Annotated in this window: 13 protein-coding genes; 2 read left to right on the top strand and 11 right to left on the bottom strand. The window is 64.7% G+C overall.

Going from position 1 to position 13,882, the window contains the following annotated elements:
* Window positions 1-290 precede the first annotated feature (290 nt).
* Window positions 291-644, top strand: a complete 354-nt coding sequence (locus CRO75_RS15125; protein WP_007927423.1) for a DUF3077 domain-containing protein — start codon at window positions 291-293, stop codon at window positions 642-644.
* A 246-nt stretch (window positions 645-890) separates the two neighbouring features.
* Here the strand turns inward: CRO75_RS15125 and CRO75_RS15120 are convergent, their stop codons facing one another.
* The 6 genes from CRO75_RS15120 to CRO75_RS15095 all read right to left on the bottom strand — a co-directional run bounded on the left by CRO75_RS15120 (window position 891) and on the right by CRO75_RS15095 (window position 5,668).
* A complete protein-coding gene (locus tag CRO75_RS15120) occupies window positions 891-1,196 on the bottom strand; it encodes a ribbon-helix-helix domain-containing protein (RefSeq protein WP_097136505.1) in 306 nt (101 codons plus the stop codon).
* Between the two features lie 76 nt (window positions 1,197-1,272).
* Window positions 1,273-1,854, bottom strand: coding sequence for a DJ-1/PfpI family protein (locus CRO75_RS15115; RefSeq protein WP_097136504.1), 582 nt, complete (start codon window positions 1,852-1,854; stop codon window positions 1,273-1,275).
* A 280-nt stretch (window positions 1,855-2,134) separates the two neighbouring features.
* Window positions 2,135-3,352, bottom strand: a complete 1,218-nt coding sequence (locus CRO75_RS15110; protein WP_007927434.1) for an SAM-dependent methyltransferase — start codon at window positions 3,350-3,352, stop codon at window positions 2,135-2,137.
* A 237-nt stretch (window positions 3,353-3,589) separates the two neighbouring features.
* The gene (locus tag CRO75_RS15105) at window positions 3,590-4,207 is read right to left on the bottom strand and encodes a TPM domain-containing protein (RefSeq protein ID WP_085530030.1); all 618 of its coding nucleotides are present in this window, start codon (window positions 4,205-4,207) and stop codon (window positions 3,590-3,592) included.
* 29 nt (window positions 4,208-4,236) lie between these two features.
* Window positions 4,237-4,986, bottom strand: coding sequence for a TPM domain-containing protein (locus CRO75_RS15100; RefSeq protein ID WP_062823442.1), 750 nt, complete (start codon window positions 4,984-4,986; stop codon window positions 4,237-4,239).
* Between the two features lie 73 nt (window positions 4,987-5,059).
* On the bottom strand, window positions 5,060-5,668 hold the full coding sequence (locus CRO75_RS15095) for a LemA family protein (RefSeq protein WP_062823443.1): 609 nt from the start codon (window positions 5,666-5,668) through the stop codon (window positions 5,060-5,062).
* Between the two features lie 254 nt (window positions 5,669-5,922).
* Here CRO75_RS15095 and bglX point away from each other — a divergent pair, with 254 nt between their 5' ends.
* On the top strand, window positions 5,923-8,244 hold the full coding sequence (bglX, locus tag CRO75_RS15090; RefSeq protein ID WP_097136502.1) for a beta-glucosidase BglX: 2,322 nt from the start codon (window positions 5,923-5,925) through the stop codon (window positions 8,242-8,244).
* Window positions 8,245-8,305: 61 nt separating this feature from the next.
* Here bglX and CRO75_RS15085 read toward each other — a convergent pair whose 3' ends face one another.
* The 5 genes from CRO75_RS15085 to CRO75_RS15065 form a co-directional block, all read right to left on the bottom strand.
* On the bottom strand, window positions 8,306-9,463 hold the full coding sequence (locus tag CRO75_RS15085) for a phosphatidylserine/phosphatidylglycerophosphate/cardiolipin synthase family protein (RefSeq protein ID WP_097136500.1): 1,158 nt from the start codon (window positions 9,461-9,463) through the stop codon (window positions 8,306-8,308).
* Between the two features lies 1 nt (window position 9,464).
* Window positions 9,465-10,055, bottom strand: a complete 591-nt coding sequence (locus CRO75_RS15080) for a YceI family protein (protein WP_009042522.1) — start codon at window positions 10,053-10,055, stop codon at window positions 9,465-9,467.
* A 185-nt stretch (window positions 10,056-10,240) separates the two neighbouring features.
* Window positions 10,241-11,008, bottom strand: coding sequence for an IclR family transcriptional regulator (locus CRO75_RS15075; protein ID WP_007927441.1), 768 nt, complete (start codon window positions 11,006-11,008; stop codon window positions 10,241-10,243).
* 86 nt (window positions 11,009-11,094) lie between these two features.
* On the bottom strand, window positions 11,095-12,552 hold the full coding sequence (locus CRO75_RS15070) for an amidase (protein WP_097136498.1): 1,458 nt from the start codon (window positions 12,550-12,552) through the stop codon (window positions 11,095-11,097).
* Entirely contained in the window at window positions 12,552-13,862 is a 1,311-nt protein-coding gene (locus tag CRO75_RS15065; RefSeq protein ID WP_092160507.1) for a citrate-proton symporter, read from the bottom strand. Before CRO75_RS15065 ends, CRO75_RS15070 begins: the two co-directional genes overlap by 1 nt.
* Window positions 13,863-13,882: the final 20 nt, after the last annotated feature.

Here is a 13,882-nt window from a genome sequence, read left to right as displayed (position 1 = left end):
TCCTCAACGCCTTTGAGCGCCTTGTACCCCTCAAACCGATCAGGCAGTCTGCCTGGGTCGCTGCAAAATCAGCGGCCCGGATGTGGAAGTTCGGTCCTGAGTAAGCATGAGCGCTCGTAAGCAGGCGTCGACGTATTTTCGTCGACGGCGCCTTTTATGGCGGTTGTGCGCGGGACACCTTCGGGTGTGCCGGGTTACTCAGTCCCGGTCTTCCACACCCACGCACAACTGCCACCCCTCATGTGGAAGTGAGCTTGGCAGTCCTAGGAACTACTGAGTGAGTGACACACATGAAAAAGCTCGTCCCCGATCCACCCCTGCAATCTCCTCGTAAACTGCGCGACCCGGAACTGGATCGCGCCAACGCCAGCCTGATCGCCACCTTGCAAGGCACTCGCCGCCGCCCCTTCGGCCTGCGCGACGGCCAGGGCCATCCGCTGTTCGCCGTGCAGCCCGGCGTCAATGCCGAAGACGCACTGATGCACGTGTCCCTGCTGCTCAAATGTGCCGAAGAGGTGTCCGATGAAATCACCGAACGCGCCAGCGGTATCGAGCGCGGGCTGATCTGGTCCATGGTGCATTCGGTGGAAATGGCCCGCGCAGTGGTGGACGCCCTGCTCGACGGCACCCGCCCGACCTCCTGATATGAAACGAATCCTGTAGCCGCTGCCGAGCCTGCGAGGCTGCGATCGGGGCGCAGCCCCGTAAAACCTGGCGACGCGGTATGTCTGGAACGATGCCGCCTGCTCAGTGGCCCATGTGGCGCTGTCCGGGACATCGCGAGCAAGCTTCGCTCCTACGGGTAGGGTGTTGTCTGGTTTGACGCCCGCTACGCGGGCGATCGCAGCCTCGCAGGCTCGGCAGCGGCTACAGGCTACAGGGTGCGGGGGTTATTGGGTGGCGCTGCGCACCACGCTGAGTTCCGGCGTGGCGCTGCGGCGCTGGCTCAGGTAGCGGGTGCAGCTGACCCGCAGGAACGAGGCGAAATTCACCACTTCGCCGCGGTAGTCCATCACCTCTTCGTAGAGCTTGGCGATCAGCTGGTTGGTGGTCATGCCATCGACCTCGGCGATTTCGCTGAGGATGTCCCAGAACTGGTTTTCCAGGCGCAGGGTGGTGACCACCCCGCAGATGCGCAGCGAGCGCGAGCGGGACTCGTAGAGGATCGGGTCGGCTTTGACGTAGAGCTCGCACATGCTGGGCGCTCCTCGGTTGGAGGTAGGACGATGGCGCTGCTTCCTGACAGAAAAGCAGCGCCGGCAAGTTATCCGTTTACAGCGTGATTTTGGTGCCCAGCAGGCCGAGGAAACCAGCCAGCCAGCTGGGGTGCGCCGGCCAGGCCGGGGCCGTCGCCAGATTGCCTTGGACGTGGCTGTCCGTCACGGGAATATCGATGTAGGTACCGCCGGCCAGGCGCACTTCCGGGGCACAGGCCGGGTAGGCGCTGCACTCGCGGCCTTCGAGAATGCCCGCCGCGGCCAGCAGCTGAGCGCCGTGGCAGACGGCGGCGATCGGCTTGCCGGCCTGGTCGAAGGCTTGCACCAGTTGCAGGACTTTTTCGTTCAACCGCAGGTATTCCGGGGCGCGACCGCCGGGGATCAGCAGCGCGTCGTAATCGGCGGCCTCGACCTTGGCGAAGTCAAAATTCAGGGCGAACTGATGGCCCGGTTTTTCGCTGTAGGTCTGGTCGCCTTCGAAGTCGTGGATCGCGGTGCGCACGGTCTGCCCGGCCTTTTTGTCCGGGCACACCACATGCACGGTGTGGCCAACCATCAGCAGCGCCTGGAACGGCACCATCACTTCGTAGTCCTCGACGTAATCGCCGACCAGCATGAGGATTTTTTTCGCGGCCATGGAGATGACTCCTCTTCAAGGGAAAACAGGAGTATTCAAGGTAGTCCCTATCCGCGGGGCCGGGTAATAACCCGGTACTACGCCTGCAACGTATCCGTACATCGTGTCATCGTTCATCGCGAGCGAGCTTCGCTCCTACAGAAGCTGCCGCAGGCTGCGATCGGCACCGCAGGGGCCGCAAAACCAGGCACCGCGGTGCATCTGCGCGATGGGGTGGGGGCCGCCCTTGCGCCGGCTGCGCCGTCGTTCGCAGCCTGCGGCAGCGGCTACAGGAGCGTGATCAGCCCAGGTAGCCGTCAGCCCGCAGCAGGGTTTCCAGGCAGTGCTCGCTGATGTGGTAGAACGCCTTGAGCTCGCCGATCTTCGCCAGCAGTTGGGTTGGGTCCTGGGGCTCGGCGCGCTTGACCGCGAGGATCATCTTGTTCTTGTTGGTGTGTTCCAGGGAGATGAACTCAAAGACCTTGGTCTCGTAGCCGCAGGCTTCGAGGAACAGCGCGCGCAGGCTGTCGGTGACCATCTCCGCCTGCTGGCCCAGGTGCAGGCCGTATTGCAGCATCGGCTTGAGCAGCGCCGGGCTCTGCATCTGCGGGCGGATCTGCTTGTGGCAGCACGGCGAGCACATGATGATCGCCGCGCCGGAACGAATGCCGGTATGGATCGCGTAGTCGGTGGCGATATCGCAGGCATGCAGGGCGATCATCACGTCCAGCTCGCTCGGCGCCACGCTGCGCACGTCGCCGCATTTGAACTCCAGGCCCTGATGGTCCAGGCGCGCCGCCGCGGCGTTGCACAGGGTTACCATGTCTTCGCGCAGCTCCACGCCGGTCACCTGCCCTTGCGCCTGCAAGGTGTTGCACAGGTAGTCGTGGATGGCGAAGGTCAGGTAGCCCTTGCCGGAGCCGAAGTCCGCCACCCGCACCGGCTGTTGCAGGTCGATCGGCGACGAACTCAGCGCATGGCTGAAGACCTCGATGAACTTGTTGATCTGCTTCCACTTGCGCGACATCGCCGGGATCAGTTCGTGCTGCTTGTTGGTCACCCCCAGGTCGGTGAGGAACGGCCGGCTCAGCTCCAGGTAGCGATTCTTCTCGCGGTTGTGCTCGGCGGACGGCACTTCGCGCTGCTGCTGGGCCTTGCCCTTGAACAGCGAACTCTTGCCCTTCTTGCTGTATTCGAGCTGCACTTCATCGGTGAGCGACAGCAAGTGCGCGTTCTTGAACGACGCCGGCAGCAGCCCGGCGATCAGCGCCACGCCTTCATCGAGGGGGAAATTCTTGGTGATGTCGCGGGTCTTGTAGCGGTAGACGAAGGACAGGCACGGCTGCTCCTTGACCGTCAGCTGCTTGATGATTAGCCGCTGCAAATCCGCCTCGGCCCCCACATGCTTGGCCAGCACCAGTTTGATAAAGGCGTTCTGCGCCAGGCTGGTTTCCAGCAATTCGAGAAACTGGGCGTGATGATCCGGCGCGAGGCTGGCGGGGGTTGCGGTTGCGGACATGTAAAAGGTGCCTCGGGCGATGCGGGGTGTGAATCGGGGAATGGCGGGTATTTTAGGGGGGATGGCCCGCCGGGGCACGGAGTTATTTACCCGGCGGCGCAGAATTCCAGGCGATGGGGCCTCCTGTAGCCGCTGCCGAAGGCTGCGATCGGCCGAAAGGCCGTGGCGCTCTCGAGATCGCTGGAGGTCCTGCGGACCTGGCGCAGCCTGCGGCAGCGGCTACAGGGACGAGGGAAATCAGGCCAGGACCACCAGGCGGTTGGGCAGTTCGTTGCGCACATGGGTCACCGGCACATGCACCTTGAGCAGTTCGCCGCAGGCCTCGATGCAGTTGATGAAGCCTTGCAGGGTCTGCCCCTGCTTCACCTGCTGGGTGAAGGCCTGGACAATGGCGTCCCAGGTCTTGTCGTCGAGGCGCCTGGAAATGCCCTCGTCCACCAGGATCTCCACATAACGCTCGGCTTCGCAGACGAAGATCAGCATCCCGGTGCTACCGACGGTGTGGTGCAGGTTCTGTTCGAGAAACTGGCGGCGGGCCAGGTTCGAGGCGCGCCAGTGGCGTACCGAACGCGGAATCAGGCGGGTGGTGATCCGCGGAATGCGGAACACCAGGCAGAGCACGATAAAGGTCGCCCACTGCACCAGCAGCAACAGGTGCATGCTCATCCAGCCGGTGGCGTAATGCACCACGCCCGGCACGATCAGCGCCAGCAGGCTGGCCCAGAGCAACGGGATATAGGCGTAGTCGTCGGCGCGGGCGGCCAGCACGGTGACCAGTTCGGCATCGGTCTGCTGTTCGACCCGGGCGATCGCCTCGGCGACCTGCCGTTGTTCGTACTCACTCAGTAGTGCCATGTCTTCCCATACTCATCGATTATTGTTAGTCACCAGCCGCCTGACGATCCGCCGCCGCCAAAACTACCACCGCCGCCGCTGAAGCCCCCACCGCCTCCGCCGCCAAAACCACCCCCGCCAAAACCTCCGGAACCGCCACGCCCGCCGCCACCGCTGGGCAGGATGCCAAGCAACTGGCAGACGAAGATCGTCACGATAAACAGCAGCACCAGGAACACCAGCGCGCCGGGATGCCGCTCGAAAAACTCACTGCCGCGCTCGCCGCCACCGTCATAGGCAGCGCTCGGTTCGTCCAGTGGATTGCCGCCCAGCACCAGCAGCATGGCCGACACGCCATCGCTGATGCCCTTGCTGAAATGGCCGGCCTTGAAGGCCGGGGTGATGACCTGGTTGATGATCACCGAACTTTGCGCGTCGGTCAGGCGATCTTCCAGGCCGTAACCGACTTCGATGCGCAGCTTGCGATCATCGCGGGCGACGATCAACAAGGCGCCATTGTTCTTGTCCTTCTGGCCGATGCCCCAGTAGCGCCCCAGCTGATAGCCGAAGTCCTCGATGCTGGTGCCTTGCAGGTCCGGCAGGGTCACGACCACCACCTGCTCGCCGGTGGACTGTTCGTGGGAGGCCAGCTCCTGGGTCAGTTGCTGGCGCACCGCCGGCTCGATCATCTGGGCGTTGTCCACCACCCGCCCGCTCAGCGCCGGGAACTTCAGCTCGGCCTGGGCCGTTATCGCCAACACCCAGAGCAACAGCACCACACCCACTCTCAACACGCGCATTGGAACCTCATCCGTGGTAACGCCGGGGCGGATCCCGCGGTCGCTCGCACGATCCGCGGGTAGCCGCTGCTGATCAGAACTTCACTTGCGGCGCTTTGTCGGCGTCGGGGCTGGTGGCCTCGAAGGTCTCGCGTACCGGCAGGTTGCTGTACATCACGCTGTGCCACAGGCGGCCGGGGAAGGTACGGATCTCGGTGTTGTACTTCTGCACCGCGAGGATGAAATCGCGACGCGCCACGGCGATGCGGTTCTCGGTGCCTTCGAGCTGCGACTGCAGGGCCAGGAAGTTCTGGTTGGCCTTGAGGTCCGGATACCGCTCGGACACCACCATCAAACGGCTCAAGGCGCCGGTCAGCTGGTCCTGGGCCTGCTGGAACTGCTTGAGTTTTTCCGGGTTGTCCAGGGTGCTGGCATCGACCTGGATCGACGTCGCCTTGGCCCGCGCCTCGATCACCGCGGTCAGGGTCTCCTGTTCGTGCTTGGCGTAGCCCTTGACCGTTTCCACCAGGTTGGGGATCAGGTCGGCGCGACGCTGGTACTGGTTCTGGACCTGACCCCAGGCCGCCTTGGCCTGTTCGTCGAGGGTCGGGATGTTGTTGATCCCGCAGCCGCTGAGCAGGCTGCCGAGCAGCAGCAATGCCATCACGGGCCAGCTTGAGCGAAGGCTCTGTCGTACGTTCATGGTGGTGACGCTCCTTGCAACCTAGGGGATGGAAGCTGTAACCCTTTGAATCGAGTGCATCGGGCATAATCTGCCGCCACCACTGGATTGCATCGGGCCAATCGGCTAAAAGATGCCCAGCGCGAAAAAGAGTTCAGAAGTGTGCTGCATTTATCCGAACAACAATAGTCGTTCCTTTATTAGCCGCTCTCCCAATTTTCGGCCGCTCGACGCGTACTGATCGCGTCTGTTTTAGGCCCTAGAGAACAATATTCATGAAGAAGCTGTGTTTGCTGGGTTTGCTGATCAGCCTGGCCAGTCACCCTGCCCTCGCCGCCACCACGCCGGTATCGGCCCAGGAAAAACCCTTTTCGGACGCGGTCCTGCAGAACAAGGACGCTTTCATCGACAACCTGCTCAAGCAGATGACCCTGGATGAAAAGATCGGCCAGTTGCGCCTGATCAGCATCGGTCCGGAAATGCCCCGCGAGCTGATCCGCAAGGAAATCGCCGCCGGGCGCATCGGCGGCACCTTCAACTCCATCTCCCGCCCGGAAAACCGGCCGATGCAGGACGCGGCCATGCGCAGCCGGCTGAAGATCCCGATGTTCTTCGCCTATGACGTGATCCACGGCCACCGCACGATCTTCCCGATCCCCCTGGCCCTGGCGTCGAGCTGGGACATGGACGCCATCGGCCGCTCAGGGCGCATCGCCGCCCGGGAAGCCAGCGCCGACAGCCTGGACATCACCTTCGCGCCGATGGTCGACATCTCCCGCGACCCACGCTGGGGCCGCACCTCCGAAGGCTTCGGCGAAGACACCTACCTGGTCTCGCGCATCGCCAAGGTCATGGTCAAGGCCTACCAGGGCGACAGCCCGAAGAACGCTGACAGCATCATGGCCAGCGTCAAGCACTTCGCCCTGTACGGCGCGGTGGAAGGCGGTCGCGACTACAACGTCGTCGACATGAGCCCGGTGAAGATGTACCAGGACTACCTGCCGCCCTACCGCGCCGCGATCGACGCCGGTGCCGGCGGGGTGATGGTGGCGTTGAACTCGATCAACGGTGTGCCGGCCACCTCCAACACCTGGCTGATGAACGACCTGCTGCGCAAGGAGTGGGGCTTCAAGGGCCTGGCGGTGAGCGACCACGGCGCCATCGTCGAGCTGATGCGCCATGGCGTCGCCAAGGACGGCCGCGAAGCCGCCAAGCTGGCGATCAAGGCCGGCATCGACATGAGCATGAACGACTCGCTATACGCCAAGGAACTGCCGGGGCTGATCAAGTCCGGCGACGTCAGCCAGCGCGACCTGGACAACGCCGTGCGCGAAGTGCTGGCCGCCAAGTACGACATGGGCCTGTTCGCCAACCCCTACCTGCGCATCGGCAAGGCCGAAGAAGACCCGGCCGACACCAACGCCGAAAGCCGCCTGCACCGCAGCGATGCCCGCGATGTGGCGCGCCGCAGCCTGGTGCTGCTGAAGAACGCCAATGAAACCCTGCCGCTGAAAAAGGCCGGCAAGATCGCCCTGGTCGGCCCGCTGGCCAAGGCGCCGATCGACATGATGGGCAGTTGGGCCGCCGCCGGCGTGCCGGCGCAATCGGTCACCCTGTTCGACGGCATGAGCCGCGCCCTGGGCGATCAGGCGCAGCTGATCTACGCCCGTGGTTCGAACATCACCGCCGACAAGGCGGTGGTCGACTACCTGAACTTCCTCAACTTCGATGCCCCGGAAGTGGTGGACGACCCGCGCCCGGCCCAGCAGTTGATCGACGAAGCGGTAAAGGCCGCGCAGCAGGCTGACGTGGTGGTGGCGGCGGTGGGCGAATCGCGGGGCATGTCCCACGAATCCTCGAGCCGTACCGACCTGCACATCCCGGCCAGCCAGCGCGAGCTGATCAAGGCCCTCAAGGCCACCGGCAAGCCGCTGGTGCTGGTATTGATGAACGGCCGGCCACTGGCGCTGCTCGACGAGAACGAACAGGCCGACGCGATCCTGGAAACCTGGTTCAGCGGCACCGAAGGCGGCAACGCCATCGCCGACGTGCTGTTCGGCGACTACAACCCGTCCGGCAAGCTGCCGATCACCTTCCCGCGTTCGGTGGGGCAGATCCCGACCTACTACAACCACCTGACCATTGGCCGGCCGTTCACCCCGGGCAAGCCAGGCAACTACACCTCGCAGTATTTCGACGACACCACCGGTCCCCTGTTTCCGTTCGGTTATGGCCTGAGCTACACCACCTTCAGCCTGTCGGACATGGCCCTGTCGTCGACCACGTTGAACAAGAGCGGCAAGCTCGACGCCAGCGTGACCCTGAAAAACACCGGCAAGCGCGACGGCGAAACCGTGGTGCAGCTGTATATCCAGGACGTCGCCGGCTCCGTGATCCGCCCGATCAAGGAACTGAAAAACTTCCAGAAAGTGCAGCTCAAGGCCGGCGAACAGAAGGTGATCCACTTCAGCATCAGCGAAGACGACCTGAAGTTCTACAACGCCCAGCTCAAGTACGCCGCGGAACCGGGCGAGTTCAAGGTCGAGATCGGCCTGGACTCCCGGGACGTCAAGCAACAGAGCTTCGAACTGCTGTAACCCCTCCCTGGCTCGCTCCTATCGTTCTTGTAGGAGCGAGCTTGCTCAGGCCAAGGCGAGTTCAGTCGCGGCGATCGAGCAGGTTGACCACCAGCCGGTCCACCCAGCCCCAGATCCGCTGCTTGACCCGCCGCCACAGCGGGCGGTTCTTCCAGGCTTCGAGGCTGACTTCCTGGCTCTGGTCGAAGTCGGCGAGGAAGCTTGCAAGCACCGCATCGGTGAGCGGCATGTCGAGGGCTTCGAGGTTGGCCTCGAGGTTGAAGCGCAGGTTCCAGTGATCGAAGTTGCACGAGCCGATGCTCACCCAATCGTCGATCAGCACCATCTTCAGGTGCAGGAAACGCGGCTGGTATTCGAAGATCTTCACCCCGGCCCGCAGCAGGCGCGGGTAATAACGATGCCCGGCATAACGCACCGACGGGTGATCGGTGCGCGGCCCGGTCAGCAGCAGGCGCACGTCCACTCCGCGCCCGGCGGCGCGGCGCAAGGAGCGGCGGACCTTCCAGGTCGGCAGGAAATACGGGGTCGCCAGCCAGATTCGCCGTTGCCCGCTGTTCAGCGCGCGCACCAGCGATTGCAGAATGTCCCGGTGTTGCCGGGCGTCGGCATAGGCCACCCGGCCCATGCCCTCGCCCTGGGCCGGCACCCGCGGCAGGCGTGGCAGACCGAAGTTCGACGCCGGCTTCCAGGCCGTGCGATAGCGGTTGGCGATCCACTGCCGGTCGAACAGCATCTGCCAGTCGAGCACCAGCGGGCCGCTGATTTCCACCATGACCTCATGCCAGTCGCAGCTGTCCTGCAGCGGGTTCCAGAATTCATCGGTCACGCCGGTGCCGCCGACCACCGCCAGCTCCTGATCCACCAGCAACAGTTTGCGGTGATCGCGATACAGGTTGCGCACCCCGCGGCGCCAGCTCAGGCGATTGTAGAAGCGCAGTTCGACGCCGGCGCCCGTCAAGCGCTGGCGCAGGCCCAGGGTGAAGGCCAGGCTGCCGTAGTCGTCGAACAGGCAACGCACCCGCACCCCGCGCTCCGCGGCCTGGGTCAGGGCCTGGACCATGGCCTCGGCGCAGGCGCCCGCCTCCACCAGGTACAGCTCCAGTTCCACCTGCTCACGGGCACGGGCGATCGCCACCAGCATCCGCGGGAAAAAACTCGGACCGTCGATCAGCAACTCGAAACGATTGCCTTCACGCCAGGGAAAGACCGCGCCCGCCATATCAGCGCGCCGTGAAGATCAGCACCGCACCCACCGGCACCGACAGGCTGATCGCCGACAGGCCGGCCGCCTTGCGCAGGGTTTCGAGCCCCGGCACCAGGTCGAAATCGGCGGCGTTGAGCACCAGCGGCTCCAGAGTCACCACCTGGAAACGCCGATCGTCCAGGCGCGTGGCCAGCAGTTCGGCGCTGTATTCATGCTGTTTGCCGTGCAGGGTGACATTGACCGGCAAACGCAGCTCGATCTGCGCGCCGGGCGCCAGGTCGTTGATCGGGCGCAGGTTGATCTGTGCGTTGATCAGGGCATCCGGATGCCGCTCGATTTCGAACAGCTCCTTGCGCATGCGCTCGTCGCGCAGCGGAATCCCGCTGTTGATCGAGTCCAGCTCGACTTCCAGCTGCGCCATGCCCTTGGCGTCGACCTTGCCGTGCAGGACCAGGAAGCGCTGGACTTCGGAAACATTGGCGTTTTTGGTGGTGACGAACGACAGGCGCGAGGACTCGTTGTCCAGGTACCAGTTAGCCTGGGCCGGCCAGGCCGCGCAGGCCAGCAGCAAAGCGCCCAGGGCTTTGGGGAAAGAAGCGTTGAACATGGAAGACTCATGGGGTCGAGAAATCTGAGCCGAACCTTAACCGGCCCGCGCGCGCTTGCAAACAGCGACCAGCCCCGAACGGTGAATTCCCTAGCCGCTGGCGCAGGCTGCGAAAGGTCCGCAGGACCTCCTGCGCCCGCGAGAATGTCACGGCCGTGCCGGCCGATCGCAGCCTGCGGCAGCGGCTACAGGCTGCGCTCGACATCGTGGACAGTCGCCGCGAGGCTGTCCAGGTGCAAACTCAGCACTCGCTCCACCGGCGCCTGGTCCATCGGCCAGTGCAGGGCCATGCTGCCCACCAGCCGGCCCTGGTCACGAATCGGCAAGGCCACGGCGCGAATCAGGAACGGCAGCCGCACCGGGTACTCCCAATAACCTTCGGTGCGCTGGCCAAAACCCTGATGCTGGGATTGCTCGCAGGCGCGGTACTGGTCCTCCTGGGGCACCCGCTCGCGGACGGCCAGGCGCTGGACCTGCTCGTGATCCAGCTCGGCCAGGCACGCCTTGCCCATCGCCGAATGGAACAGGCTCGAATAGTGGCCGACGATCTGGCAGTTATGCGGATAACGCTTGCGCAGCACCGCCGGGATCGAACTTTCCATGACCTCCAGGCGCTCGCCGTCGAAACACGACAGGTCGACCACCAGCCCGGTGCGCTCGCTCAGCGCCTGCAACCAGGGCGCGGCGCGCTCCACCAGTTGCCGCTTGAAGCGTTGCTGCTGGTCGCCGAACAGCCGCCTGGCGCACAGCCGGTAGCGCCGGTCGCTCAGGCCGCGATAGATCCAGCCCTGCTCCTGCAACGTCAGGAGCATGCGCGACACCGTGGCCTTGGGCAGCGCCGTCAGGTAGTGCAGCTCCTCCAGGCCCAGGGCCTGGTGCTGGCCCAGCAGTTCGACGATCGCCAAAGCCCGTTCGACCGAACGCACACTGCCGGTTTCTACCTTGCTGGCCATATGCCGACCTCCCTGATAAGCGGATGGATGAGCGTTTTACGCAGCAAGATGCGGGCCCGATAAACCCGTACCCCCCGGTTCGAGGGTTACAACGGATGACCCGGCGGCCGGCGCCTGACCCACTGCGTCAGTTGTTCGTGGGCATGACCGAGCTGCAACACCGCCCGGTCGGCCTGGGCCGGGCCGATGATCTGCATGCCCATGGGCAAGCCCGCCGGGTTGAAGCCGACCGGCACGCTGAGGCTCGGCAGGCCGGCCAGGGTCGGGCCGATCACCACTTCCATCCAGCGATGGTAAGTGTCCATTTCCCGCCCTCCGACAAGGCGCGGCCAAGGCACCCCTGCATCGAAAGGGAACACTTGGGCGCTGGGCAACAGCAGGAAATCGTAACGCTCGAACAATCGCTCCAGGGCCCGGTACCAGTCGCTGCGAATCTGCGAGGCCTGGTAGACCTCCGCCGCGCTGAGGCGCAGCCCGCCCTCGACTTCCCACTGCGCCTCGGGTTTGAGCAACTGACGCTTCTGCGGGTCGGCATACAGCGGCCCCAGGTTGCCCTGGACCAGCCAATGCCGGTGCACCAGCCAGCACTGCCACAGCGCCGCCATGGAAAACGCCGGCTGGCAGGCCTCGACCTCGCAGCCCAGCTGGCGAAAATCCCCCAGTGCCGACTCGCACAGCGCCAGCACACCATCGTCCATGGCCAGATAGCCGTCGTAGTCCCCCAGCCAGCCCACACGCGTGCCGCGAAAGTCCCGCGGCAAAGGCTCGTTGAAGATCGCCGGGTCGTCCTTGAGCGACAAGGGCACCCGCGGGTCGTACCCGGCCTGGGTGGCCAGCAGACGCGCGATATCGGCCACGCTGCGGCCCATCGGGCCCTCGGTGGCCAGTTGCTGGACGAACAGCTCCGGTGCCGGGCCATGAGGCACCCGGCCCTGGGACGGGCGCAGGCCGAAGACATTGTTGAAGGCCGCCGGGTTGCGCAACGAGCCCATCATGTCGCTGCCATCGGCCACCGGCAGCATGCGCAGCGCCAGGGCCACCGCCGCCCCGCCACTGCTGCCACCGGCATTCAACGTCGGGTCGTAGGCATTGCCGGTGGTGCCGAACACCTTGTTGTAGGTCTGCGAGCCCAGGCCGAACTCCGGCACGTTGCTCTTGCCGACGATGATTGCCCCGCTGGCCCGGACCCGCTCCACGCAGATGGCGTCATGGGCCGGGATCTGTTCGGCGAACAGCGGCGAGCCCAGGGTCGTGCGCAGCCCGGCGGTGGCCGCCAGGTCCTTGATCGCCTGGGGCATGCCGTGCATCCAGCCCAGGGGCTGGCCCCGGTCCAGCTGGCGGTCGCGCGCCTCGGCCTCGGCCAGCAGTACCTGGCGCTCACGCAGGGACACCAGGGCATTGACCCGGGGGTTGCAGCGCTCGATCCGGTCCAGGTAGGCCGACATCACTTCGCGGCAGGAAAACCTGCGGGCGTGGATCGCCCGGGACAGCTCGACGGCGCCCAGCTCGACAATAGGTCCAAGGTCTTGTATTGCGATATCCATCAAGGCTTCACCCCGAAGTTCAGTGTGCTCGGTTTCTTCTCTTTGGGTGCCTCATGCAGGCAATAAGTGCCCAGCAGCGTCAACACGCAGGCAAACAAGACATAAAACGCCGGGGCCACCGGGGTGCCCAGCACCTTGCTGAGCCAGGTCACGATCAGCGGGGCAAAACCACCGAAGACCATGACCGCCACGTTGTAGGCCACCGACACCCCGGTGGAACGCACCTGCACCGGGAACTGTTCGGCCAGCGCCGTCGGCGCCGGGCCAAAGAAACCGCCGATGGCGCTGCACAGCAGCACCTGCATCACCAGCAGGCGCTCGATCGAGGGCGCCGCGGCGACCCAGACGTACAGCGGGTACACCATGACGAAAAACGCCAGGGTGAAGGCCAGCAACACCGGGCGCCGCCCCAGCCGGTCTGACAGGGCGCCGGACAATGGAATCACCACCGTCATCAGCGCCACCGCGAACATCTGCACCAGCAACACCTGGTCCAGCGGCAAGCCGAGGTTCTTGTGGGCGAAGGTCGGCATGTTCACCAGCACCACGTAGAACGACACCGTCGCCCCGCAGGCCAGGCCCATGGACACCAGGATGCTGCGCCGGTGCTCGCGCAGCACCTGCATTAGGCCCGGGCCGTTGCCGCGCACCTGCCTGCGGGCCTCGACGAAGGCTTCCGGCTCTTCCATGTACTTGCGGATCCACAGGCCCACCGGGCCGATCAGCAAGCCGATGACGAACGGCAGGCGCCAGCCCCACAGATCGAGGTCCTCGGGCGAGAACAGATGAGTGACCAACGCCACCATCGCCGCCCCGGAGAACACCGCCAGGCATTGCCCGACCAATTGCCAGGAACCGTACAGGCCCTTGCGGTGCGCCGGCGCGCTTTCCACCAGGAAGGCCGTGGCGCTGGCGTATTCGCCGCCGGTGGCGAAGCCCTGCAGCATGCGCGCGACCACGATCATTAGCGGCGCGCCCATGCCGATGGCCGCGTAGTTGGGGGCAAAGGCGATCAGGGCGATGGAGACCGTCATCAAGCGGATGATCAGTTGCATGGCCGCCTTGCGGCCTTTGCGGTCGGAATACATGCCCAGCAGGATGCCGCCCACCGGGCGCATGAAAAAGCCCACGCCAAAGGTGGCCAGGGCCATCAGCAACGAGGCGTACTCGTCGTCGGAGGGAAAAAACTGCCGGGCGATGATGCTGGCCAGAAAGCCGTAGACGATGAAGTCGTACCACTCCAGGGCGTTGCCGATCACCGCGGCGACCACTTGCCGGGTACGCGAAACACTGGATTTCGAGGTGTGCATGAGCGCTGTCCTTCTATTCT

It is taken from the genome of Pseudomonas sp. LAMO17WK12:I10 (assembly GCF_900215185.1).
In the GTDB taxonomy this organism is placed as follows: Bacteria; Pseudomonadota; Gammaproteobacteria; order Pseudomonadales; family Pseudomonadaceae; genus Aquipseudomonas; species Aquipseudomonas chlororaphis.
Note: the sequence above shows the minus strand (reverse complement) of the source record. Positions and strands in the feature narration are given on the sequence as shown.